This window comes from Enterococcus sp. E5-37 (assembly GCF_035726925.1).
GTDB lineage: Bacteria > Bacillota > Bacilli > Lactobacillales > Enterococcaceae > Enterococcus_B > Enterococcus_B faecium.
Genome location: NZ_JAPMLG010000007.1, coordinates 1 through 22,691, shown reverse-complemented (window position 1 = coordinate 22,691; position 22,691 = coordinate 1). Strand labels below are relative to the sequence as shown.

Genomic DNA, 22,691 nt, shown 5'->3' with positions numbered 1-22,691 from the left:
CACAGGAGGATTCTCATGACAAATTTGCTCTCTCTTTTCTTATCATCTGCATCGCAAGGGGTCTTATGGGCCCTACTTGCGATTGGTGTATACGTCACTTTCCGTATCTTGGACATTGCCGACTTGACTGCTGAAGGAAGCTTCCCTTTAGGTGCAGGGATCGCGGCAGTAAGTATTACAAATGGCTATCATCCATTGACAGCTTGTCTTCTAGGCTTTTTAGGGGGTGCGGCAGCAGGGCTTGTTTCCGGACTGCTTCACACAAAATTGAAAATTCCCGCCCTTCTTGCAGGGATCATCACCATGACTGGTTTATATTCTGTCACATCCCGTGTGATGGGGGCGCCGAACATCTCTTTATTGGGTCAGCCAACGATCTTTCATTGGGTCGAGTCATTCGGCATAACAAAAGACAACGCTGTACTGATCGTCGGTCTGCTTTTTGCTTTGATCGTTGTATGTTTACTTGTTTTGTTCTTACGTACAGAAACAGGACTTGCTATTCGTGCAACTGGCGATAATCTGGCAATGAGCGAAGCAAACGGGATCAACACAGATAATATGAAGATCATCGGTTATATGATTTCTAATGGATGCATTGCTCTTTCTGGCTCCTTGCTTGCGCAAAACAACGGCTTTGCTGATTTGAATTCTGGTATTGGAACGATCGTAATTGGACTTGCTTCTATTATCATCGCAGAAGTTTTGTTACGTAACCAGCCACTATTTCTCCGTCTCTTGACTGTCGTTTTAGGTGCGGTCATTTATCGTTTTATTTTAGCGTTAGTCTTCGAACTGAATGTTGAACCAAGTGATTCGAAACTTGCTTCTGCTTTCGTGCTAGTGATCTGTCTTTCTTTCCCGCAGATCCAGCAAAAATTCCATTTACCTCAAAAAAAGAAAGGCGGTAGTGTCAAATGAATGACGTCTTAACATTGGAAAATCTCCATCATACCTTTGAAAAAGGAACGATCAACGAAAATCATGTCCTGAAAGGCATTAATCTTTCCTTAGATCCCGGCGACTTCGTGACGATCATCGGTGGAAATGGGGCTGGTAAATCTACTTTGCTGAACAGCATCGCCGGTACATTTTCTGTCGATCAGGGACAAATTTTATTGAATGGAAAAAATATCACGAAAAAATCTGTTGTCGAACGTTCGAAATCCATCAGTCGCGTATTCCAAGATCCTAAACTAGGGACAGCCGTTCGTTTAACGGTAGAAGAAAATCTTGCTCTTGCTATGAAACGAGGAAAAAAACGCGGCTTCTTCCGTGGTGTCAAACCACAAGACCGAACATTTTTCAAAGACCAGCTAGCTCGGCTAAATTTGGGGTTGGAAAATCGTTTATCCTCAGAAATCGGTTTGCTGTCTGGAGGACAACGTCAAGCTATTACGCTATTGATGGCCACATTACAGCGTCCAGAACTGATCTTATTAGATGAACACACTGCAGCGCTTGACCCTGCTACTTCCAAAACGGTGATGGAATTGACAGAAAAGCTGATCACTGAGCAGAATCTCACTGCTTTTATGGTCACTCATGACATGGAAGACGCGATCCGCTATGGGAATCGACTGATCATGCTGCATCAAGGAAGGATCGTCGTAGATATCCAGCAAGAGGAAAAACAGCAGCTCACAGTGCCCCAATTATTAGCGTTGTTCAAACAAAACAGCGGCACGGCATTAAAAGACGATCAAGTACTTTTATCTTCATAATCAGAAAGAGGCTGGGACAAAAAAATGAACGCCCACCCTCTTCTTTTTTCTCTTTCCTTCTTTCGTTTTTGCTTTATGTATCAACCGTTGTTTCTTCGAAAACTATTTTGTTCTCTCCTTCTTCCTGATAGAATGGATGGGAAAGGAGCTTGATGCCATGACAACGAAAGACAAGGTACTTCAATTATTGAAAAAGACACCAGATTTTCTTTCCGGAGAAAAGTTGGCACAGCAACTGGAAGTTTCCCGGACAAGTATTTGGAAAGCCATCAAAGAATTGGAAAAGGCAGGCTATCGTTTTGAGCACGGGCCTACAGGGTATCGTTACCTGCCCTCTGACGTACTAGATGCAAAAGAAATCCAGCAAGAGCTACGGTCGTTTATTCCTGATTTGAAAGTACAAACGATGTTGACTTCTGAATCTACGATGAAAGATGCCAAACTGGCAGCAGCTCAAGGAGATTCTGTTTCGAAGTTATTTGTTGCTGATACACAAGAACAAGCTCGTGGACGTTTTGGACGGCCTTTTTTCGCTGAACCTGGACGAGGAATCTACATGAGTCTCTTGCTCCATCCAGACAAACGGTTTGATGAATTGCCTCAATATACGATCATCGCAGCCAGTGCCTGTGTGAAAGCCATTGAATCTGTAACCGGTCGTTCTGCTTCGATCAAATGGGTCAATGATATCTACATGGATGGAAAAAAAGTCTGTGGGATTTTATCTGAAGCAGTCAGTGATATGGAAAGCGGCAGGATCAGTCATATCATCATTGGGATCGGGCTTAATTTTTCTGTTCCTCAAAATCATTTTCCAACTGATCTCCAAGAAAAAGCCATCTCTGTCTTTCCCGACGGACAAGCTAGTATCACAAGGAATCAGCTAATCAGCAAAATCTGGCAAGAATTGTTCACTTATCTTTCTCACCCAGAAAAAGCGTTGGACTTCTATAAAGAAAAATCATTCGTATTGGGAAAAACCGTGTCGTTCAATCAAAAAGGAACGACTTATGTCGGTCTTGCAAAAGAAATCGGTGATCATGGCGAACTGATCGTCCAAACAAATGAACAGGAGATGAGTTTGTCTTCTGGCGAAATCAGTCTCACATCTATCCGTACGCAATAATATCAGTTTTCACAAAAGGACACCTGATCTCATACAGTGTCCTTTTTTCTGAATTCTCTTCAAAAGACTCTCCTTATTCTATCAGCTGACAGTTTCTCTATCCTCTAGAAAAAGGTGTTCTAAAAATATCTATAAAGCATGGTACACTTTCTTTAAATGAATCAATGCAAAAAACAAGAGAGTCATTAGTTTACACGATCAAAAGAGATAGCAGGCCGCTTCCTTTTTCGATCTTATAGATAGACCATGGGTAACGATAAAAACAAAAAAGAACTTGCGACTTATTTTGCCGTAAGTTCTTTTTTAGCTAGTGCCTTAATCTCTTAATCCCAACAAACGTCTCGCATAGATCACCTGACCAGAGTGCATAGCAGCATCATCAATAATAGAAACGAGACGCATTCCTCGTGTGACTGGTGGTGTCCAGTTCTCGTCAATTACTTCATCTAGCTCGGAAGGTTCCAGCCTTCTTAAGTAAGAAATAGCAAAATCAGCAGCTCCTCGCAAGTATCCTAGCAGATCTTCTATTTGATTAGCTTGGATCTGCTTTGCTTGTTCCAGACTGTGCTTCCAATCTTGTTCGTTATCTGCTATCGTCATCGGAAACCGGCTTTCCCAGTCTTGACTATGCCAAATTGGAGAGGTTCCTGCTAAATCAGCAATCTGGAAATCTAATTCTCGAGCGGTATGCCAAGCCAGCCAAGTCATTGATTTGATCTGCGGTGCTCTATCTTCCACTGGAAAACGATTGGCCTCCTCAATAGAGACGCCTTCAAACAAACGTTCAAACCGATCGTATGCCCGATCCACACTCTCGCATAGCATATCTAAATAATCCATTTATTTTCCTCCTTTTTATTTATCCTACTTACTTTTTCCTAATTCTAGGATACCTACTTATATGTTACTACACACCCTTATTTTTTTACACTTTAACAGTCACCATCATCAATAGTTTGGAGATTGAAAGAAAAAGATAGTGTCGATCTATCAATTGAACAAGAAGCAACAACATGAACGTTTCATTAATATTCTTTAAATAAACAATGATTTTTCAAACGAACAGTTTAAGCCTAAGAGAAAAAGAGTATAATAGAAAAATGTTTGAAAGGAAAGGAAGGGGAAAAATGAAAAAAAGGGCAAGTTTACTAGTCCTAGTTGCTTTGTTGTTCAATATCTTTTCGTATGGTGTGGCCATTTCAGCGGAAACATACATTCCTAAAGACCCTGGGAATATTTATAATGATCTAACTGGTAACTATGGCTTGTTAGGAATTGCTAGTCAATTCCACGTATTTGCTAAAAATAAGACAACTGTGAATGCACATACAGACGGAAATATAGCAACACATGAACTTGATGCAAAAAATAATTTTGGTACAGAGCTTCATGAAGGTTTATTGAACCAAGAAATAAATTATATACAAAAAACTGATTCTTTCGCTAATTCTTCAGGCATACCTACAGGTGGCACAAGAATGAATAAATTTGTCGTTGGCAGTAACGTGGATGTAGCACTTCAAGATGGTCATCCTACAGTCAATGGATCCAAGCTTGATCACTTAACTCCAGATGATTTTTATAAAGATCGTGCTGGGCATGAATATATTGATTTCGAGCAGGAATTTGCTAAATTGAATGTAGCAGCAAATGATCTTGCAACGGTCACTCCAGCTAAAACATATACTGCTGCAGATTTTCCAGACATGAACAATCGGACAATCGATTTAACTGGTTTATCAGATACCGGATTTTTATTGGTAAATATCGATGCAGAAGTGTTAACGATGAATACGCCACTTCAAATCATTAATCCAAATGATCAAGTAGTTGTATTTAATGTCATCAACAGTTCTTCTGCATTGAACGTACAGTCACCAATCAAATACAATGATCGTTCAAATCATGAAACAGAAGATTTTTCGGATGCGAATATCTCTTGGAATTTTGGAAATGAGATGACTGATTTGACAATCAGTGCTCCTTTTCAAGGAACAATCCTTGCGCCTAATGCTACTATCCGCATTACTCAAAACCAAGACGGAACGATTATAGGGACAAATGTGATTTTAGATGCAGCTACCAATCGTTGGGATCCTAACGAAATATTTATCAGCGACAATGGTACAGATACGACAGACACAAGCGACAGCTCAGATTCATCTACCACTACAAGTGATAGCACGGACACGTCAGCTTCAAGCGACAGTACAGATACAATCTCTACCACAAGTGATAGCTCAGATTCAACTACCACTACAAGTGATAGTACCGATACATCAGCTTCAAGCGATAGTACAGATACTACCTCTATCACAAGTGATAGCACGGACACGTCAGCTTCAAGCGACAGCTCAGATTCAACTACCACTACAAGTGATAGCACGGACACGTCAGCTTCAAGTGACAGTACAGATACTACCTCTACCACAAGTGATAGCACGGATACATCAGCTTCAAGTGACAGTACAGATACTACCTCTACCACAAGTGATAGCACGGACACATCAGCTTCAAGTGACAGTACAGATACTACCTCTACCACAAGTGATAGCTCAGATTCATCAACTTCAAGCGACAGTACAGGTACTAAAACCACAAGCGACAGCTCAGATTCATCAACTTCAAGCGATAGTACAGACACGTCGTCTACCACAAGCGATACACGTCATGCAAGTGTCTCCTTCTCAAAAACAAGTTCGGATAACAGGACGAACTTTAACTTAACTAATAAAACAAGCAATGACAATGGAAACAAATCAAAAAGAGCACTTCCTAAAACTGGAAGTCAATCGAATAATTGGATAACACTCGCAGGCGTTATATTACTTGTAATCGGTTTAAGAATCACTTTTATGAGTTATAAGAAATCGAAAAGGTAAAAAAATATTCAAGATAAAAAAGAGCAACGTCGCTAACGGACGTTGCTCTTTATTTTTGCTTTTTATCATAAATACAAGAACTACAATTCAAGTTGTCAAAAAACACGTAGATTTCCTTCTGAGAAATTTATTTACGTATCGAACCTTTCCCTATTCAGTCTTTGCGATCCAAAATCAGTTGGGTAAGGGAAAAGAGATTCTCTTTTGTTCGAAGAGAGGTGGCAGGTAATTTCTTTATTTCCTTCAAAGCCTTTTCTGTGTAAGAGGCCGCTAACTTCCTAGCTTCTTCCACGCCTCCTGTATGTTCAACGATTTTGCGTACGGCGTCGACATCTTCTTCTGTCATTGCCGCTTTCTTCTCTAAATAAGGTAGTAGCTTTGGTTTGTTTTTTTGCAAAGAGTAGATCAACGGTAAAGAATAGACCCCTTGACGCATGTCTTCTAGTACAGGTTTGCCGATTTCCTGGCTCTCTTTTGTATAATCTAAAATATCATCGATAATCTGAAAGGCCATCCCGATAGAAAGTCCGATATCTCCTGCTTTTTTTGCGAAACGCTCGCTTGTTCCACTTTCAAAAGCGCCAACAGAACAACTTAATTGGAACAGTTCAGCTGTCTTACCTGAAATATTTTCCAAATATTCTTTTACAGAAAGTTCATAATTATAGCGATCATCCATCTGCCCTAATTCGCCATTCAATACTTTTTCCATACTGCGAGAATTCAATTGGAGACTTTTCAAGGAAGTGGAGTAATCAGACAATAGTTTAAAACAGCAGACAAATAAATAGTCTCCTGCATAGACAGAAACGACATTACCAAACTGACTACGGATATTAGGCTGACCACGTCGCAGATCCGCTTCATCAACGATATCATCATGGATCAGTGTGGCCGTATGGAGCATTTCGATAGAAGCTGCCAAAGCGATGGCTTTGTCTCGATCTTGCTCTGGTCCAAATTGTGAGAACAATAGCTGATAGGCAGGACGCAACAGCTTTCCGCCGGCATGGATCGTTTCTTTGATTGCTTGTTCGACAGGTTTGTTTTTCAGGCGGACAGTTTCTTCCATCCGTTTTAGTGTTTCTGTCAATTCTTTACTTAAAGCAGGATAGTTTTCCCACATTGGATGTAGCTTCATAAAAAAACTCCTTGTGTGACGATTATTTTTTGGTAAACATTGGGCTCCATTTTTGTTTGGTTCCCTGCTCATAATCTTTTTGGAATCGTTGAAGTGTCTGCACATGTCGTAAAAGATAATTCGCTGCGATCCCGATTGCAATCCCTGATAAAATCCCTAAAACTGAAAGGACTGGCAAGTACAACATGACTGTCCATGATTGTGCAATGAAAGAAGCCATCAAAAGCTGTCCGACATTATGCATGAAACCGCCGGCCGCACTAATTCCGATGATACTGACACGTTTTGGTCCTAATTGCTTGACCAATAACATTCCAAAATAACTAAGCAAAGCACCACTCATACTATAAAGGAATGTGGAAATCGTTCCGCCCAGCAAAGTAGTCAGGAATAGTCGTAGCCAAAGTAGTAAAAAGCTGTCTCGTTTTTTCATGGTAAAAATGGCAACGATCGTGATCAGATTGGCTAAGCCTAGTTTTGCACCAGGCGCAAAAGAAAAAGGATAAGGGATCATATTTTCCAATAAACCAATGATCACTCCTTGTGCAACAAGTAGCGAAATATAAATCATTTTTTGTAATTTACTCATGGTGTGTGAAGGTCTAATAAATCAGACTGTCTTCGTCACCCCCATCTGTTGATCGGACCTCGATCACTAATTTATGTGGTAAACAAACAATGGTTTCGCCATTTTTCGTTGCCCAGCCTCGACGTACGCAGATCTGGTCATCGCAATCTGCTTCTTTTATCCGTACTCGATCACCATCTATCTCGATCAAGTTATAATCTCCGTGTTCATCTTTGTAAGTATATGTGTAGCTCTCTTCTCCAGCCATCAAAGGGAATGTTTTGATTTCTGTGCCATCCACACGCAGTACCGCTTCTTTTTCTGCTGTTGCGGTGTTTTGCTGAAGACCAAAAATCATGACTGGTAAAAAAGAAAGAACAGTCAAAAGCAAAATAATAAAAACATCCCAAGGTTTGAGCAGACTTTTTTCAGCAAATTCTTTAAGGCTCATTTTTGTTCTCCTTTTTCCAGATTAACTCACCCAATTTTAGCATAAAAACAAGAGGTTGTGACACCTGTGTCTTGCTTTGAGTAATAAGAACGAAGAATAGAAAACAGCTTTCCATGTTTTCTAATTCTTTGGGATTATTACCGAGAAGCAGCAGGTGGAACACCGTTTATAACAAGAGGTTGTGACAGAAGTGGGCAACTTCAAGAAATAAGAAGGAATTTACGAAAATTACTTTTCAAGTTTTTGTGAAATTTCGGCTTATTTTTCGAAGAAGCTACTTCTGGAACACCGTTTATAACAAGAGGTTGTAACAGAGGTTGCGACACCTGTGTCTTGCTCATGGAGGCTTATCTCGGGCATCTTATTCCTTTAATTTTACATAAAAAGGAGGCTGTGACGGTTTGTCTCAGCCCCTTTCTATTGAAATCTTGCATTCAAGTAAAGTTGTTCATCTATTTTTGTCTATTTATTTCTTGCCGTACTGGGAACTTGGTCTACCGTACCACCAATTACCTAGTGTACGTTGTAGCCATGGAATTACCCAGCGATCCAACCCAATCGCACGTCCGGAACCGTTCATCAATGCGAAAGCAACAAAAATGAACCAAATGTTTACCCAGTAAAACATGCCTGATAAGCAGAACGTGATCACCAATACAATCGTTGTCGCACTGCATAACCATGTGAATAATCCAGCAATCAATGCTAATGCCAAGGCAATTTCAAAGAATACCATGAATTTTTGGAAGAACATTGCTACATCATTGTTTGGCATGATCACTTGCATGATCTTTGTGAACCAGTCTGGTGACTTCTCAATCACAGCCATTGGTTCTTCACCGTATGCATAACTCAAACCAAAATGTGCAGCTTGAGTCGCTGCTTCTCCAGTACTGGCCCCTGCTCCGCTGGCAGCTGTCGTTGCGTCCCCAGCAGCAGAAGCACCACTGGCAACATCTGTTACATTGTATTCCCATGTCCAAGGGAACACACTGTTTCCAGTGAACCATGATCCTTCACCAAACCAAGTACTTGGTTTTAACACTTCACCATTCCCAATGATTTTTTTGGAAGCTTCAACGAACCAAACTAAACCATAGAAAATACGAAGTGGCACACTCCATAAGACGTTGCCGTAACGAGAAGAATGTCCTCGAGTCACGTTGCGATCATCTTTGATATGGAAAAACTCATGCATTAAATATTGGAACATATAATAACCAGAACGAATATCAAAGAAGTATTTCAAATTCACGATATGTTTCATTACGATAGCTAAAAATCCGCTTAAATGGATCTTATCAAATAGGTTAGCTACCCCCCATTTGGCACCAATAGAAACCATAAATCCTTGATAGTTTCCTTTAAATTTATGCTTTTCTCCGCCTTTGATCGAAGCCACGATATTCGCTGCGGCTGTGTGTCCTGTTTGTTCAGCAGCTTGGACGATCTGCGGTGTCGGTGTTCCTGGGAACTCTTCATAAAAGACTAAATCACCGATGATATAGATGTTTTTATCTTCGTAGCCTTTTGCCTGCATGTATTCATTGGCGATCAACCGCTGTCCGCGTGCTGCTTCTAATCCAAAGTCAGCAGCGTCAGAAGTTCCTTTAACACCAGCTGTCCAAATCAGTGTGTGAGTCGGAATGTTGCGTCCGTCCTTCAGCTTGATATGATCCGCAGCCACTTCTACGATTGGTGCGTTCAATAATAATTCTACATTGTGCTTACGCAAATAGCGTTCAGCTTTTGCAGCATCATTTCGGTCTAACATATTCAAGATTGTCGGCATTGCCTCTACGACCATCAGTGTGATCTCGTTTGGATCCAACTTATAATCTTTGGCTAAGCGATTTTTCCAGTCGATCAGTTCCCCAATCATTTCAATACCGGTAAACCCAGAACCACAGACAACGAAAGTCAGCATGGCTTTACGCAGTTCATCATCTGGTTCCAATGCAGCTTTTGCTACTGTTTTCTCAATATGTTCACGAATCCTTACAGAGTCTTCAAATGACCAAAGGGTGAATCCGTGTGCTTTGACACCAGGTGTACCAAAGTCATTCGGCTCTCCGCCCATTCCAAGAATCAGCTGATCAAAAGGATAGGAACCTAATTTGGTCTTGACGATTTTCTGTTCTTTATCGATACCGATTACAGTGTCTGTGACAAGTTGTACATTCTTTTGACGAGCAAACAAATGCTGCAGATCGTATTGGATTGCTTCTGGTTCTACACGTCCGCCAGCTACTTCATGCAACTCGGTCATCATAGTATGGTACGAATGACGATCGATCAGAGTAATTGCTACATCTTCTTTTTTCAGTTTCTTTGCCAAGTATTTTGTAGCTGAAACACCGGCATATCCTGCTCCTACAACGACAATATTTTGCTTTGCCATTGATCATCCGCTCCTTATAGACTATCTATATAATGAATATATGATAATTCTTTTAGTTTGATACTTATTACACAATCTCCATATATTATATAGATGTTCTGTTCTTTTGTCTAACTCCTTTTGGATTTTTTTCAAATTTTAAAATAAAGCGTTTTTTCACGAAATTTGCTGAAAGAAAACGTTTGAAATATTACATGGGTTATTTATCAAAAATAGTTGACTTATAGGCTAAAAAGATTAGAATGTATAATGAATCACAAAGAAAAATTGTGGACTAAAAATGGAATGGTGGGGTATTAAAATGAAGAAAAAACGTTTTGTAACTGGATTTGCCGTATTAGCATTTTCAGCTCTAGTGTTAGGCGCTTGCGGCGCAGATGACAACGGAAGCTCAAACTCTTCTTCTGAATCATCTACAGCACAATCTTCGACTGCAAAAAGCACAACAGAATCATCTGCAAAAGTTGTAGCTGGCGGAGATTTGCAAGACGGCACATATAAATTAGAAGAAAAAAATTATTCAAATGGTTACCGTGCAGTCTTTGAAATGGTTGTAAAAGACGGCAAAATCACTGAATCAAAATATGATAACGTTAATGAAAACGGCGAATCAAAAACAAAAGATGCAGAATACAACAAAAACATGGAAGCAAAATCTGGCACAAACCCAGAAAAATACATTCCTGAGTTGAATGACCAATTCTTAAAAGCACAAAGCGCAAGCGGTGTGGAAGTCGTAACTGGAGCTACTCACTCATCTGAAAGCTTCCAAAACTACGCACAACAATTGATCCAAGCTGCTCAAGCTGGTAACACAGATACAATCGAAATCGACAATGGTGCTGATTTGAAAGACGGCACTTACAAACTTGAAGAAAAGAACTACTCTAACGGCTACCGTGTGCAATTCGAAATGACAGTTGCTGGCGGCAAAGTAACTGAATCAAACTTTGATTATATCGACAAAGACGGTAAATCAAAACAAGATGATACAGAATATAATGAAAATATGAAAGCAAAAAGCGGTACAGAACCAAAAACTTACATCCCTACTCTGAACGACGAATTCGTCAAAGCAATGGGCGAAGAAGATGGCTCACCTGCTGATGTAGAAGTTGTTACAGGTGCTACACACAGCTCACATTCATTCATCATGTACGCACAACAATTAGTGAATGCAGCTGAAAAAGGCGACACTCAAACAATCGAAGTAGATAATATCGTAACAGAAAAATAATCATATAATTTTACTAATAAAAGTTGGAGGGTGGGACGATAGCCAAATTAGGCAGTCGTCTCACCTTTCAAAATGAAGAGAGGAAAAAAATGCGGAAAAAACTATTATTTTCCTTAATCACACTGGGCATCTCTTTTATGGTGCTAACTGGATGCAGCAACTCAGCAAATAAAACAACCACTGAAAGTTCAGCAGCTACCAAGATATTGAAAGATCCATATTCTGATGAACAGTTCTTGTTAGGGACTTACGTTCGTATCCGTGTGTATGATGAAGGCAAAGAATCAGCATTGAAACCTGCCTTCGATCGAGTAAAAGAACTTGGTGATAAAATCACGATCAATCAAAAAGGTTCTGAGATCGATGAAGTGAATGAGCAAGCTGGGATCAAACCAGTAAAAGTTTCTGATGACGTCTACACGTTAGTCAAGCGGGCCTACGAATATAGCCAAGATTCTCAAGGCGGATTCGATATGGCGATTGGTGCAATCACACAATTATGGCGAATCGGTTTTGATGACGCCAGAAAACCTTCCCAAGAAGAAATCGATCAGGCATTGAAATTAGTGGATTATCATAAGATCGAACTAAATGACAAAGAAAAAACTGTTTATCTAAAAGAAAAAGGAATGATCATCGATTTAGGTGCAATCGCCAAAGGTTACATTACGGACGAAGTAGTGAAAGTCTTGAAAAAACAAGGAGTGACCACTGCCATCGTTGACTTGGGCGGTAATGTCTATGTCTTAGGCCACAGCCCAAGAGGCGAAAACCAAGACTGGACAGTCGGCATCCAAGATCCGAACATGGCTCGCGGATCTGTTTTAGGTTCTATTAAAGAACGGAACAAAACATTAGTTACCTCTGGAATTTACGAGCGCTATTTAGAAGTAGATGGCAAAAAATACCATCATTTGTTTGATCCAAAAACGGGTTATCCGTTCGACAATGATATCGCAAGTGTCACGATCATAACAGATAAATCAATTGATGGTGACGGGTTGTCTACAGCAGTCTTTTCAATGGGTGTGAAAAAAGGACTGGAATACGTCGAAAGCGAATTGAATAACGGGACGGAAGCGATCTTCGTGACAAAAGACGATAAAGTATATGTGACCGATCCAATCAAAGACACCTTCAAATTATCGGAGGACTCCCATTACACGATGGGTGACCGTTCTGAACTAAAATAAGGAGTACGAACCATGACACTAAAAATCTTTTTAGAAGTAGTTGAAATACGAACAAAGGTGGCTAGTGTATTTCCTTTTGCGGTAGGGGTATTATTCTCTATCGCTTTTTTTCATGAGATACATTGGCTAAACACTTTGTTATTTTTTATTGGAATGCTAGTTTTTGATTTAGCGACTACCGCTATCAATAATTACATGGATTATGAAAAGGCTCATTCTGAAGTATATAAGTATGAAGAAAATGTCATTGGCCGCAGAAATCTATCTCCTGTATTGATTCGAAACATGATTTTAGCTATGATTGCATTTGTTTTTGTTATCGGCGTTATTTTAACGATCAATACGGGTTGGCTTTTACTTTTGATGGGATTTATCTGTTGTTTTATTGGAGTATTCTATACATTCGGACCGATTCCTTTATCTCGAATGCCTTTAGGGGAAATTTTCAGTGGGGTGACTATGGGCCTTGGAATTTTTGCCATGGTCGTTTATGTCAATACATTCGGTTCAGATGTCTATGATCTGACAGTCAACTTTTCATCTGGACAATTTGCTTTGGTAGGAAATCTTTGGGCTATAGCAGCAATCGTATTAGCTTCCTTACCCTTGGTGTTTACGATTGCCAATATCATGTTGGCTAATAATTTGCGGGATCTTGACCGTGATATTGAAAATCATCGCTATACACTAGTTTTTTATATCGGACGTCCAGCAGGAACAGTCTTATTCCAACTATTGATGTATGCTTGCTATTTTGTGATTTTGATGGGGTTGTTGAGTGGAATCTATGAATGGCCGATTTTAGTCACCTTCTTGACTTTGCCAATTGTGAAGAAGCATTTAAATCAATTCAAGCAAACATTACCCCAACCTATCAGTTTCAGCTATTCCATCAAAAATATGGTCTTATTCAATGCTAGCTATGTATTGGGTTTATTACTAACGATCATTGTGCAAGCCATTTAACAGCATGAAGAGGTTGTGAAAAAGCTGCCCTGCATCAAGTAATAAGAACAGCCAAATAAAAATAGCTCCTTATATTTTTCGTTTGGTTGGGCTTATTACTTGATGCAAGCTTTTGAACACCGTTTATCAGAGGTTGTGAAAAAGTCGCTTAGTTTCGAGTATTAAGAAAAATTTTGTGAAAATAGCTTTCCACATTTTTGCATAAATTTGGCTTAATACCGAGAAACTGGCTTTTGAACACCGTTTATCAGAGGTTGTGAAAAAGTCGCTTAGTTTCGAGTATTAAGAAAAATTTTGTGAAAGTGGCTTTCCACATTTTTGCATAAATTTGGCTTAATACCGAGAAACTGGCTTTTGAACACCGTTTATCAGGAGGTTGTAAAATCAGCGTTTTGTCCTGAGTATTAGAGAAACAAACGGAAAAATAGTCCCTCATATTTTGCCGTTTTTTGAGCTAATACCGAAGGACAGCTGATTGAACACCATTTAAGAAAGAGGTCGTGAGTCTGCCGTTTAGCTCCGAGTCGCAAGGAACAAGTTCAAAAAACAGTTTCTCATGTTTGATGAATATTGTGTCTTGTGATTGGGAGTTGGCAGGAGAACACCATTTGTTCGGAAAAAGTGACTAACTATGACACAACTTTTGTCACAGTCCCTTTTTTCACTTGATTTGATTCGTACCAGCGAACTTGACGAGAATTTTCTTGGTTTGGTAACTATATGGTATTCTTTTAACATCCTCGTTTGCTTCTTCTAATTTATTTATACAAAGTCACACTTTTTTAATCATCTGTTCTTCGATACATTTCTATTTCTTTTAAACATCGATACCAATATTTTGAACTTAAGAGTGCATACCAAATGGATTCATTTACTCTTCGTCAGTTACGAAGATAATCAAAATCTCCAACTTCCCTACTTATTTCGTTTTGAGAATTATCGAAGCAATCTTACATAAATAACTAAAAAACAAAAAACCAGAAAATCAGTATACTGATTTTCTGGTTTTACATGGTTTGTTCAATAAAAAGCTGTTGGAACTGTTAATATTAAATTATCGCATCGTTACGAATTCTTCCGCTCCTGTTGGATGGATGGCTACTGTATTGTCAAAGTCTTCTTTAGTTGCACCCATCTTGATAGCCACGGCAAAACCTTGCAGCATCTCATCGACACCAACACCAATAGCATGTAAGCCGACGATTTTTTCTTCTTTTCCGACACAGATCAATTTCATTTCGCATTTTTGGCGATAATCATTTAATGCAAAGTACATTGGGGTAAAGCGTGAACGATAAACTTTCAATTCATTTTCGCCATATTTTTCCAATGCTTCTTCTTCTGTCAAACCAATTGTTGCAATTGGTGGATGCGTAAAGACGACTGTCGGAACAAGTTTATAGTCAAGATAAGAATCTTTCTTTCCATTAAATAAACGTTCTGATAAACGTCTACCAGCTGCGATTGCAACAGGAGTCAGATCTAATTTACCGATCACATCACCAACAGCGAAAATATGTTCATCCGTTGTATTTTGGTATTTATCTACTTTGATAAACCCTTTTTTGTCCAATTCCACATTTGTATTTTCCAGACCTAATTTTTCGGTATTCGGTACACGTCCACCGGCAAAAAGTACACAATCACCAGTTAAGGTTTCACCATTTTCAAATAGCACCGTATATTCGTCATTGTTTTTAGTAATTTCTTTAGCAATATGATGCGCGTAAGTTTTGATTCCAGCTTCTTGGTACATTTGGATCAAATTGTCCGAAAGCATTTTATCAAACGTTCTAAGTGGTCGTTCTTTTCGATATGCCCACATGACTTCACTACCTAAACCACGAAATACACCTGAAAGTTCAGCCGCAATGTATCCAGCACCTAAAACGATTGCTCTCTTAGGTAACTCTGTTAATTCAAAAAATCCATTTGAATCAATGGCGTATTCTCCACCAGGAATGGTCATTTTACTTGCACGGCCTCCAGTAGCGATCAAGATTTTAGGAGCACGATAGGTTTCACCGTTTACTTCGATCGTTTGACTATCGATAAAAGTAGCGTAACCTTTTATAGCCTCGACATGATTGCTATCTAATCCTCTTTGATAAGCACCGTGTAGAAAATCAATATATTTTTCTCGTCTTTCTACTAGACCGGCGAAATCAACATTTTTTAAATCTGCTTGGATACCGTAACTTGAGGCATCTCGTTCAATTGTTTCCAAAATCGTACTTGCTTGCCACATAACTTTTTTAGGTACACAACCGACGTTGACACATGTTCCGCCCAATTCATTCGCTTCAATCAGCAAAACTTTTGCGCCATGCATCCCTGCTCTGTTTGCTGAAGCAATACCGCCAGAGCCGCCACCAATTACGATGTAATCATATATTTGCATTTTGTTCCTCCTTATTGAAGAGATCAATCAAAACCTTTATTTAACGATCCTTTTTCTACAGAAAACAAGTGTAACACTTTTCTTGAATTTTGTATGCGAAGATGCTTAAAACAGGGATATATCAGCTTTTTCCTTATTTACGTTTTCGGATCATATCTCCAGGTTTCACCGGCTGTGCGACTGGCATAGTTAAAATCATCATTGGATTTGGTGCTCGGTCAATGGATTCGCCTTCTTCATTATGCATAACTTCAACGGTTTGACTGAAATGACTGAATCCTGGACCATAAAATTCGATTTCATCTCCTACAGAAAACAAGTTTCTCTGACGTATCGTAGCAATCTGTGTTGCCTCATCATAAGATAATACTTCACCGACAAATTTATATACTGGGATTTTACGACGTTCACCGAATAATTGTTCGTTTTCAGTTGGTGTATTGTAGTAAAAACCTGTAGCTAATTCTCGTTGTGCTACTTTCCATAACTCGTCGATCCATTCTTGCTTGCAGACATAGTTTTCAGGATCTTCCATATAACTGTCTACAGCCGCTTTATAGACATTTGACACCGTAGATACATAATGGATCGATTTCATTCTTCCTTCGATCTTGAAGCTGTCTACGCCGTTTTCAATCAATTCTGGAATATGTTCGATCATTGACATATCCACTGCACTCATCGAGAATTCTTCTTCCACTTCGCCTGTATCAGTTAAACTGTTTCGTTCTTGACCAAAAGGCATATCGAACAATCCATACTTCCAGCGACAAGATTGAGAACATCCGCCACGGTTTGCATCCCGCATCGACATATGGTTGGACAATGTGCATCGACCAGAATAAGAGATACACATGGCACCATGGATAAATGCTTCGATTTCGATATCCGTATTTTTACGAATCTCTGCCACTTCCTCCATTGAAACTTCACGAGCTAAAACGACACGTTCCAACCCTTCTTCTTTCCAGAATTCCAATGTCTCAAAATTAGTTGCTGAAGCTTGAGTGGATAAATGGATCGGCAGACCTGGTGCTTCTGTCGCACAAATTTCGATCAAAGCTGGATCAGAAACAATTACTGCAGAAATACCGACATCACGCAAACTGCGGAAAAATTCCCCTGCTCCATCTTCATTTCCTTCATGGGTGACCATATTAGCAGCAACGTATACCTTCGCATCATGTTCTTTTGCAAAAGCAACTCCTTCAGCCATTTCTTCATAAGTAAAATTACCTGCACGGCTTCTTAAACCATATGCATTCCCGCCAATATATACTGCATCTGCACCATAATGGATCGCGGTTTTTAACTTTTCCAGTGTTCCTGCTGGCGCTAGGATTTCTGGTCGTTTCAATTTTCTTTTTACTGTCATTTCTTTTATCATACTCCTTATTTGATAGCAGAAGGATCAATATAAAAGAATCCTGTATCTAATTCACGGTTTTCAGGATGCAATTTACTGATTTCGCTAGTCATTTTTTCCGCTTTTTCTTGATCCCAGCTACCTTCTAAAATTTGTTTTTTTGCTTCGGCGAATAGTCGAGTAATGTTTACGAATTTTTCGCCTGGAGTAAATAATCCGTCCAATTTCCATGTACAGTAATGATGCTGATAAAGTTCATTCAATTCATTCGAGAGATTCAGATCATTGCTGGCAAAAATATGTGTGCCATGACTATCTTCATAAATAGAATAATGTGTCTCTTCTTTTTTAGGTTCCGAGATAAAAAGACCTCTTTCACGATCTTTTTGTTCGTCTTGTTTCGTATAGTTATAGTAATTCTGTAGCAGTGGACGTTTGGATTGATGGATGCATGTAGCACCATACACAAGGGTTTCTACAGGAATATCGAGTTTTTCTTCCATCGCCTTCATCTCTTCAAAAGGAACTTCACGAGCAAGTACTGCTCCAACTGCGCCTTTTTTCGCCCAGAAATTGATTTGACGTGCACTCGTTACTAATGTTTCAGCATCATAAATATACGGTATACGCAATTCAGGATTTTTTTTCATCGTATAAATAATACCTGTATCACCAACTGTGATCACATCTACGTTTATTTCTTTTAAAAAAGCCAAATATTCAGGTACATTTTTCATTTTTTCAGGATGAATGATCCCATTTACAGCAATATTCGCTTTTTTACCATACTTGTGTGCTAATTCTACCAATTGTCGCTGTTCTTCTCGTGTAAATGAAGCAGGCAGACGCAATCCAAATTGCTCTTCACCGAAATATAGTGTATCTGCACCTGCAGCAAGCAACTGTTCTGCTTGTTCAATAGTTTCTACTGTGGTTATGAGTTCGATCATAATTTTCTCCTCCTACAACTTCATAATAGTAGCATAGCTCTAAAAACTTTCCAATACTTCTTCTATTTAAAGTCGGATTTTTGAAAATTATTTCACAAAAAATCAAAATAAAGTTCGATATATTCTGTCCAAATATAAAAAGAGATTGTGACAAAAATCTTGTCACAACCTCTTAATCAAGTCTTACTATTATAAAAATTCAGCTACACAGACCAAGTAACTATAGGGAACCTACTGTTTCCTTTTTAGGTCCGCGAACATTCAATGTGATTTTTCCTTTTGAAGCACCTACTGTTACGTGGTCACCTAAACGAATTTCTCCGCCAAGCAAAGCCTCGCTCAATCGATCTTCAATTTCTTTTTGAAGTGCGCGACGGATTGGACGTGCACCATATTCAGGATCAAATCCGGCTTTGCCGATCACATCGATTGCAGATGGTGTGATTTTCACTTGAATATCTTGTTCTTTCAATCGTTTGATAATCGCTTTGCTCATGATTTGGACGATTGTATGGATTTCATCTTTACTCAATGAATGGAAGACGACAGTCTCATCAATTCGATTCAAGAATTCAGGTCGGAAAGCTTTCTTTAACTCTTCTAAGATACGTTTTTGCATGGCTTTGTGATCTTTAGTAACATCTTGGACATTGAATCCGACATTTTTTTCTTCTCGAATTTGTGTCGCTCCGATATTTGAAGTCATAATCATGATTGTATTTCTAAAGTCCACTTTTCTACCTTTAGAATCTGTTAAATGACCATCATCCAATACTTGCAGAAGTAAATTGAAAACGTCTGGATGTGCTTTCTCCACTTCATCTAAGAGAATCACTGAATATGGTTTTTGACGAATTTTTTCTGTCAACTGTCCACCTTCATCATATCCTACGTATCCTGGAGGAGACCCGATTAATCGGCTTGTACTGTATTTTTCCATAAATTCTGACATATCAACACGGATCAGGGCATCTTCGCTCCCAAACATGACTTCTGAAAGTGCTTTGGCCAATTCTGTTTTTCCGACACCAGTTGGTCCAAGGAACATGAATGAACCAATTGGACGATCAGGATCTTTCAATCCGCTTCGTGCACGGCGGATCGCACGTGAAACTGCTTTGACAGCCTCATCTTGACCAACGACACGTTCATGCAGAAGTCCTTCCAGTTCTAACAAGCGTTCGCTTTCTTTTTTCTCCAACTGCTGTAGAGGGACACCAGTCCACTCCGATACAACTGTAGCAACATCTTCTTCTGTTACACGATCAGAATAACCTTGCTCCTGTTTTGCTTCAATTGCAGAAACTTTTTGCAGCTTTTTACGTAGTGCTTTTTCTTGTCTGCGTAATTGAGCAGCATTTTCAAAGTCTTGTTTTTGGATCGCTGCTTCCTTTTCTTGTACTAGTTCATCGATTTCTAGTTTGATCACAGTTGATTTTGTTAAGTGATCGGTTTGATCCAAACGGACTTTCGCTGCTGATTCATCGATCAAATCAATTGCTTTATCGGGTAGTTGACGAGAAGTGATATAACGAACAGAAAGATTGACTGCTGCTCGTACAGCTTCATCTGTGATCTCCACTCCATGGTGCTCTTCATATCTTGTACGTAATCCTTGAAGAATTACTTCTGCTTCTTCAGGAGTTGGCTCATCTACTTGAATGCGAGCAAAACGTCGCTCTAATGCAGAATCTTTTTCGATATATTTTTGATATTCATCTAGGGTCGTTGCTCCGATCGTTTGTAATTCTCCTCGAGCTAACGCCGGTTTCAAGATATTCGAAGCATCAATTGCTCCTTCTGCTCCACCTGCACCAATTAAGGTATGCAATTCATCAATGAATAAGATTACTTGACCATCATTATAGATTTCGTCGATGACCTTTTTCATTCGATCTTCAAATTCACCGCGATATTTCGTACCAGCAACCAAAGATCCCATATCAAGCATCATCAGGCGCTTTTCTTGCATGTCTTCTGGCACTTCACCTAAAATGATTTTTTGAGCTAACCCTTCAGCAATGGCTGTTTTGCCTACACCAGGTTCACCCACCAGTACAGGGTTATTCTTTGTCCGTCGGCTAAGAATCTGGATAAGCCGTTTCACTTCTCTCGAACGACCAACAACTGGGTCCAGCTTGTTTTCTTTTGCTAATTTCGTCAAATCACGTGCTAATGAATCTAGCGTAGGTGTTCCTTGCGGTGTTTGCCGTTTATCTTGTACATTTACATTTCTACGACGATTCATTCCTTTTCCAGCAGAATCACCAGCTAGCCCCATTTTTTGTTTCAGAACTTGACGGGCTTTTGAAAGGCTGATACCTAAGTTGATCATGATTCGAGTAGCCATGATACTTTCATCTTTTAATAAGCTCATCAAAATATGTTCTGTTCCAACTTTTTGAGAACCAGTTTTCTTCACTTCGCTGCTAGCTAAAGCAAAAACTTGTTTCATTCTTGGTGAATATGGAAGAAAGACTCCTTTAGGGTAAGAACGGATACCACCATAACCAATCAGATGTTCAATTTCTTCATAAATTTCCGTTTCATTCAAATCCATTTCACGTAATACTTTTCCAGCAATTCCATTTTGCTCGACCACTAAGGCTAGTAAAACATGTTCTGAACTAACTGATTGATGTTTCAATCGTTTTGCTTCTTCTTGTGCAATTTCTAATACTGCTTGGGCTCTTTCAGTAAAAAGTTCTTCCATCTAATCTCACTTCCCATCTTCATAACTTAAACGTTCCAGAAATGCTCGGAGAATCCGAGCACGTGTATGATCTTCATATTCATTGAAATTCAATGTGTTTTTTGCAATTGCACTCAACATCAAGTTTCCTTCTTTTTTTGTAATTATTTGGTCTTCATAAAGTTTTTGAATAATAGCAAAAGCATTTTTCTCACTGATTGTATCATCAAATAACTGATTTATCTGCTCAAGTAATTGTTTTTTATCTGAAATCCTTACTTTTGCAATTCGTATATAACCACCACCACCACGTTTGCTTTCTACTAGATAACCACGTTGGATGGTAAAACGGGTATTAATCACATAGTTGATTTGTGAAGGAACACAGTTAAAGAGGTCTGCCATTTCAATCCTTCGAATCTCGATCATTTCACTATTTTCCAGAATTTTCTTTATATATGATTCAATTAAATCCGAGGTATTCTGATGTGCCATCTTATTCATTCCCTTTGACTAATATTGACCTTAATTATAACGAATTTGGTAATAGAAAGAAAGAAGAACGCTTTTTGTTAAATAAATCCTTTAGAATCAACAAAAAAAAATACGGAATATACTATTCCGTATCGACGCGCCCAAGAGGAGTCGAACCCCTAACCTTTTGATCCGTAGTCAAACACTCTATCCAGTTGAGCTATGGGCGCATATTCAATTTAAAAAAATTATAAATCATTTGAAAACAAAAAGCAAGATAAAAAAAATCGGGAAGACAGGATTCGAACCTGCGACCCCTTGGTCCCAAACCAAGTGCTCTACCAAGCTGAGCTACTTCCCGTTTAAAAAATAAAAAAGACTACGCGCCCAAGAGGAGTCGAACCCCTAACCTTTTGATCCGTAGTCAAACACTCTATCCAGTTGAGCTATGGGCGCATATTTAAAATGCCGAGGACCGGAATCGAACCGGTACGGTGATCACTCACCGCAGGATTTTAAGTCCTGTGCGTCTGCCAGTTCCGCCACCCCGGCGCGATTGCTTTGGCAAAGCGGAAAACGGGGTTCGAACCCGCGACCCCCACCTTGGCAAGGTGGTGCTCTACCACTGAGCTATTTCCGCGTGTTTAAAGATGCCGGCTAAAGGACTTGAACCCTCGACCCTCTGATTACAAATCAGATGCTCTACCAACTGAGCTAAGCCGGCATGTAAAACTTAAATTATGCGGGTGAAGGGACTTGAACCCCCACGCCGTAAGGCGCTAGATCCTAAATCTAGTGCGTCTGCCAATTCCGCCACACCCGCAAAAATATGAGCCGTACAGGGCTCGAACCTGTGACCCTCTGATTAAAAGTCAGATGCTCTACCAACTGAGCTAACGGCTCATATGGAGGTTAACGGGATCGAACCGCTGACCCTCTGCTTGTAAGGCAGATGCTCTCCCAGCTGAGCTAAACCTCCATGGATAACTTAAGCGTGGCGACGTCCTACTCTCACAAGGGGCAACCCCTCACTACAATCGGCGCTAAGAAGCTTAACTTCTGTGTTCGGCATGGTTACAGGTGTATCCTTCTCGCTATCGCCACCACACTGTGGTGTTA

Annotated in this window: 17 protein-coding genes, 9 tRNA genes and 1 rRNA gene; 7 read left to right on the top strand and 20 right to left on the bottom strand. The window is 39.6% G+C overall.

Annotated features, from left to right (window positions below; translation table 11 throughout):
- The first annotated feature begins 15 nt into the window (after positions 1 to 15).
- The 3 genes from OS138_RS07385 to OS138_RS07375 all read left to right on the top strand — a co-directional run bounded on the left by OS138_RS07385 (position 16) and on the right by OS138_RS07375 (position 2,850).
- A complete protein-coding gene (locus OS138_RS07385; protein ID WP_002289390.1) occupies positions 16 to 921 on the top strand; it encodes an ABC transporter permease in 906 nt (301 codons plus the stop codon).
- Positions 918 to 1,724, top strand: coding sequence for an ABC transporter ATP-binding protein (locus OS138_RS07380; protein WP_002328805.1), 807 nt, complete (start codon positions 918 to 920; stop codon positions 1,722 to 1,724). The genes OS138_RS07385 and OS138_RS07380 overlap by 4 nt, the downstream gene beginning before the upstream one ends.
- Positions 1,725 to 1,881: 157 nt before the next feature.
- On the top strand, positions 1,882 to 2,850 hold the full coding sequence (locus OS138_RS07375; protein ID WP_325069904.1) for a biotin--[acetyl-CoA-carboxylase] ligase: 969 nt from the start codon (positions 1,882 to 1,884) through the stop codon (positions 2,848 to 2,850).
- 315 nt (positions 2,851 to 3,165) lie between these two features.
- Here the strand turns inward: OS138_RS07375 and OS138_RS07370 are convergent, their stop codons facing one another.
- Complete coding sequence (locus tag OS138_RS07370) at positions 3,166 to 3,690, bottom strand: DinB family protein (RefSeq protein ID WP_002289384.1); 525 nt, start codon at positions 3,688 to 3,690, stop codon at positions 3,166 to 3,168.
- 287 nt (positions 3,691 to 3,977) lie between these two features.
- Between OS138_RS07370 and scm the strand changes: the two genes are divergently transcribed.
- Positions 3,978 to 5,732 carry a collagen-binding MSCRAMM adhesin Scm gene (gene scm / locus OS138_RS07365; RefSeq protein ID WP_325069903.1) on the top strand — a complete coding sequence of 585 codons (1,755 nt, stop codon included), beginning with the start codon at positions 3,978 to 3,980 and terminating at the stop codon, positions 5,730 to 5,732.
- A gap of 154 nt (positions 5,733 to 5,886) precedes the next feature.
- Here scm and OS138_RS07360 read toward each other — a convergent pair whose 3' ends face one another.
- The 4 genes from OS138_RS07360 to OS138_RS07345 form a co-directional block, all read right to left on the bottom strand.
- Positions 5,887 to 6,873: a polyprenyl synthetase family protein gene (locus OS138_RS07360; protein WP_002289380.1), complete on the bottom strand. Its 987-nt coding sequence runs from the start codon at positions 6,871 to 6,873 to the stop codon at positions 5,887 to 5,889.
- Positions 6,874 to 6,895: 22 nt separating this feature from the next.
- A complete protein-coding gene (locus tag OS138_RS07355; RefSeq protein WP_002289378.1) occupies positions 6,896 to 7,462 on the bottom strand; it encodes a Gx transporter family protein in 567 nt (188 codons plus the stop codon).
- 13 nt (positions 7,463 to 7,475) lie between these two features.
- Entirely contained in the window at positions 7,476 to 7,892 is a 417-nt protein-coding gene (locus OS138_RS07350; protein ID WP_002298268.1) for a NusG domain II-containing protein, read from the bottom strand.
- Between the two features lie 466 nt (positions 7,893 to 8,358).
- On the bottom strand, positions 8,359 to 10,293 hold the full coding sequence (locus OS138_RS07345) for an NAD(P)/FAD-dependent oxidoreductase (RefSeq protein ID WP_325069902.1): 1,935 nt from the start codon (positions 10,291 to 10,293) through the stop codon (positions 8,359 to 8,361).
- 301 nt (positions 10,294 to 10,594) lie between these two features.
- On the opposite strand from OS138_RS07345, the gene pplA reads away from it, so the two are divergent.
- The 3 genes from pplA (at position 10,595) to menA (ending at position 13,689) form a co-directional block, all read left to right on the top strand.
- Complete coding sequence (gene pplA / locus OS138_RS07340; protein ID WP_002307821.1) at positions 10,595 to 11,530, top strand: extracellular electron transfer flavoprotein PplA; 936 nt, start codon at positions 10,595 to 10,597, stop codon at positions 11,528 to 11,530.
- Positions 11,531 to 11,619: 89 nt separating this feature from the next.
- Positions 11,620 to 12,723: an FAD:protein FMN transferase gene (locus OS138_RS07335; RefSeq protein ID WP_002294811.1), complete on the top strand. Its 1,104-nt coding sequence runs from the start codon at positions 11,620 to 11,622 to the stop codon at positions 12,721 to 12,723.
- A gap of 12 nt (positions 12,724 to 12,735) precedes the next feature.
- Complete coding sequence (menA, locus tag OS138_RS07330; protein ID WP_325069901.1) at positions 12,736 to 13,689, top strand: 1,4-dihydroxy-2-naphthoate polyprenyltransferase; 954 nt, start codon at positions 12,736 to 12,738, stop codon at positions 13,687 to 13,689.
- 1,054 nt (positions 13,690 to 14,743) lie between these two features.
- Here the strand turns inward: menA and gor are convergent.
- The 15 genes from gor to rrf form a co-directional block, all read right to left on the bottom strand.
- Entirely contained in the window at positions 14,744 to 16,090 is a 1,347-nt protein-coding gene (gene gor, locus OS138_RS07325; protein WP_002307823.1) for a glutathione-disulfide reductase, read from the bottom strand.
- Between the two features lie 133 nt (positions 16,091 to 16,223).
- Positions 16,224 to 17,477 (bottom strand): peptidase U32 family protein, encoded by a 1,254-nt coding sequence (locus OS138_RS07320; RefSeq protein ID WP_325069900.1) that lies wholly within the window; start codon positions 17,475 to 17,477, stop codon positions 16,224 to 16,226.
- A 5-nt stretch (positions 17,478 to 17,482) separates the two neighbouring features.
- Positions 17,483 to 18,406, bottom strand: a complete 924-nt coding sequence (locus OS138_RS07315; protein ID WP_002289033.1) for a peptidase U32 family protein — start codon at positions 18,404 to 18,406, stop codon at positions 17,483 to 17,485.
- Positions 18,407 to 18,626: 220 nt separating this feature from the next.
- A complete protein-coding gene (locus tag OS138_RS07310; protein ID WP_002289035.1) occupies positions 18,627 to 21,119 on the bottom strand; it encodes an ATP-dependent Clp protease ATP-binding subunit in 2,493 nt (830 codons plus the stop codon).
- A gap of 6 nt (positions 21,120 to 21,125) precedes the next feature.
- Complete coding sequence (locus OS138_RS07305) at positions 21,126 to 21,593, bottom strand: CtsR family transcriptional regulator (RefSeq protein ID WP_002289036.1); 468 nt, start codon at positions 21,591 to 21,593, stop codon at positions 21,126 to 21,128.
- A gap of 135 nt (positions 21,594 to 21,728) precedes the next feature.
- Positions 21,729 to 21,802, bottom strand: a tRNA-Arg gene (locus tag OS138_RS07300).
- A gap of 57 nt (positions 21,803 to 21,859) precedes the next feature.
- Positions 21,860 to 21,933, bottom strand: a tRNA-Pro gene (locus OS138_RS07295).
- Between the two features lie 21 nt (positions 21,934 to 21,954).
- Positions 21,955 to 22,028 (bottom strand) — tRNA-Arg (locus OS138_RS07290).
- Between the two features lie 10 nt (positions 22,029 to 22,038).
- A tRNA-Leu gene (locus OS138_RS07285) sits at positions 22,039 to 22,124 on the bottom strand.
- A gap of 16 nt (positions 22,125 to 22,140) precedes the next feature.
- A tRNA-Gly gene (locus tag OS138_RS07280) sits at positions 22,141 to 22,212 on the bottom strand.
- Between the two features lie 11 nt (positions 22,213 to 22,223).
- Positions 22,224 to 22,296, bottom strand: a tRNA-Thr gene (locus OS138_RS07275).
- 17 nt (positions 22,297 to 22,313) lie between these two features.
- Positions 22,314 to 22,395, bottom strand: a tRNA-Leu gene (locus OS138_RS07270).
- A gap of 7 nt (positions 22,396 to 22,402) precedes the next feature.
- Positions 22,403 to 22,475 (bottom strand) — tRNA-Lys (locus tag OS138_RS07265).
- 3 nt (positions 22,476 to 22,478) lie between these two features.
- Positions 22,479 to 22,551: transfer RNA gene (locus OS138_RS07260), tRNA-Val, on the bottom strand.
- A gap of 13 nt (positions 22,552 to 22,564) precedes the next feature.
- A 5S ribosomal RNA gene (rrf, locus tag OS138_RS07255) occupies positions 22,565 to 22,680 on the bottom strand.
- Between the last annotated feature and the right edge of the window lie 11 nt (positions 22,681 to 22,691).

What these genes read in the sequence shown, in the direction of transcription:
- OS138_RS07385 (WP_002289390.1), top strand. Translation starts at nt 16, where the DNA reads ATGACAAATTTGCTCTCTCTTTTCTTATCATCTGCATCGCAAGGGGTC.
- OS138_RS07380 (WP_002328805.1), top strand. Translation starts at nt 918, where the DNA reads ATGAATGACGTCTTAACATTGGAAAATCTCCATCATACCTTTGAAAAA.
- OS138_RS07375 (WP_325069904.1), top strand. Translation starts at nt 1,882, where the DNA reads ATGACAACGAAAGACAAGGTACTTCAATTATTGAAAAAGACACCAGAT.
- OS138_RS07370 (WP_002289384.1), bottom strand. Translation starts at nt 3,690, where the DNA reads ATGGATTATTTAGATATGCTATGCGAGAGTGTGGATCGGGCATACGAT.
- scm (WP_325069903.1), top strand. Translation starts at nt 3,978, where the DNA reads ATGAAAAAAAGGGCAAGTTTACTAGTCCTAGTTGCTTTGTTGTTCAAT.
- OS138_RS07360 (WP_002289380.1), bottom strand. Translation starts at nt 6,873, where the DNA reads ATGAAGCTACATCCAATGTGGGAAAACTATCCTGCTTTAAGTAAAGAA.
- OS138_RS07355 (WP_002289378.1), bottom strand. Translation starts at nt 7,462, where the DNA reads ATGAGTAAATTACAAAAAATGATTTATATTTCGCTACTTGTTGCACAA.
- OS138_RS07350 (WP_002298268.1), bottom strand. Translation starts at nt 7,892, where the DNA reads ATGAGCCTTAAAGAATTTGCTGAAAAAAGTCTGCTCAAACCTTGGGAT.
- OS138_RS07345 (WP_325069902.1), bottom strand. Translation starts at nt 10,293, where the DNA reads ATGGCAAAGCAAAATATTGTCGTTGTAGGAGCAGGATATGCCGGTGTT.
- pplA (WP_002307821.1), top strand. Translation starts at nt 10,595, where the DNA reads ATGAAGAAAAAACGTTTTGTAACTGGATTTGCCGTATTAGCATTTTCA.
- OS138_RS07335 (WP_002294811.1), top strand. Translation starts at nt 11,620, where the DNA reads ATGCGGAAAAAACTATTATTTTCCTTAATCACACTGGGCATCTCTTTT.
- menA (WP_325069901.1), top strand. Translation starts at nt 12,736, where the DNA reads ATGACACTAAAAATCTTTTTAGAAGTAGTTGAAATACGAACAAAGGTG.
- gor (WP_002307823.1), bottom strand. Translation starts at nt 16,090, where the DNA reads ATGCAAATATATGATTACATCGTAATTGGTGGCGGCTCTGGCGGTATT.
- OS138_RS07320 (WP_325069900.1), bottom strand. Translation starts at nt 17,477, where the DNA reads ATGATAAAAGAAATGACAGTAAAAAGAAAATTGAAACGACCAGAAATC.
- OS138_RS07315 (WP_002289033.1), bottom strand. Translation starts at nt 18,406, where the DNA reads ATGATCGAACTCATAACCACAGTAGAAACTATTGAACAAGCAGAACAG.
- OS138_RS07310 (WP_002289035.1), bottom strand. Translation starts at nt 21,119, where the DNA reads ATGGAAGAACTTTTTACTGAAAGAGCCCAAGCAGTATTAGAAATTGCA.
- OS138_RS07305 (WP_002289036.1), bottom strand. Translation starts at nt 21,593, where the DNA reads ATGGCACATCAGAATACCTCGGATTTAATTGAATCATATATAAAGAAA.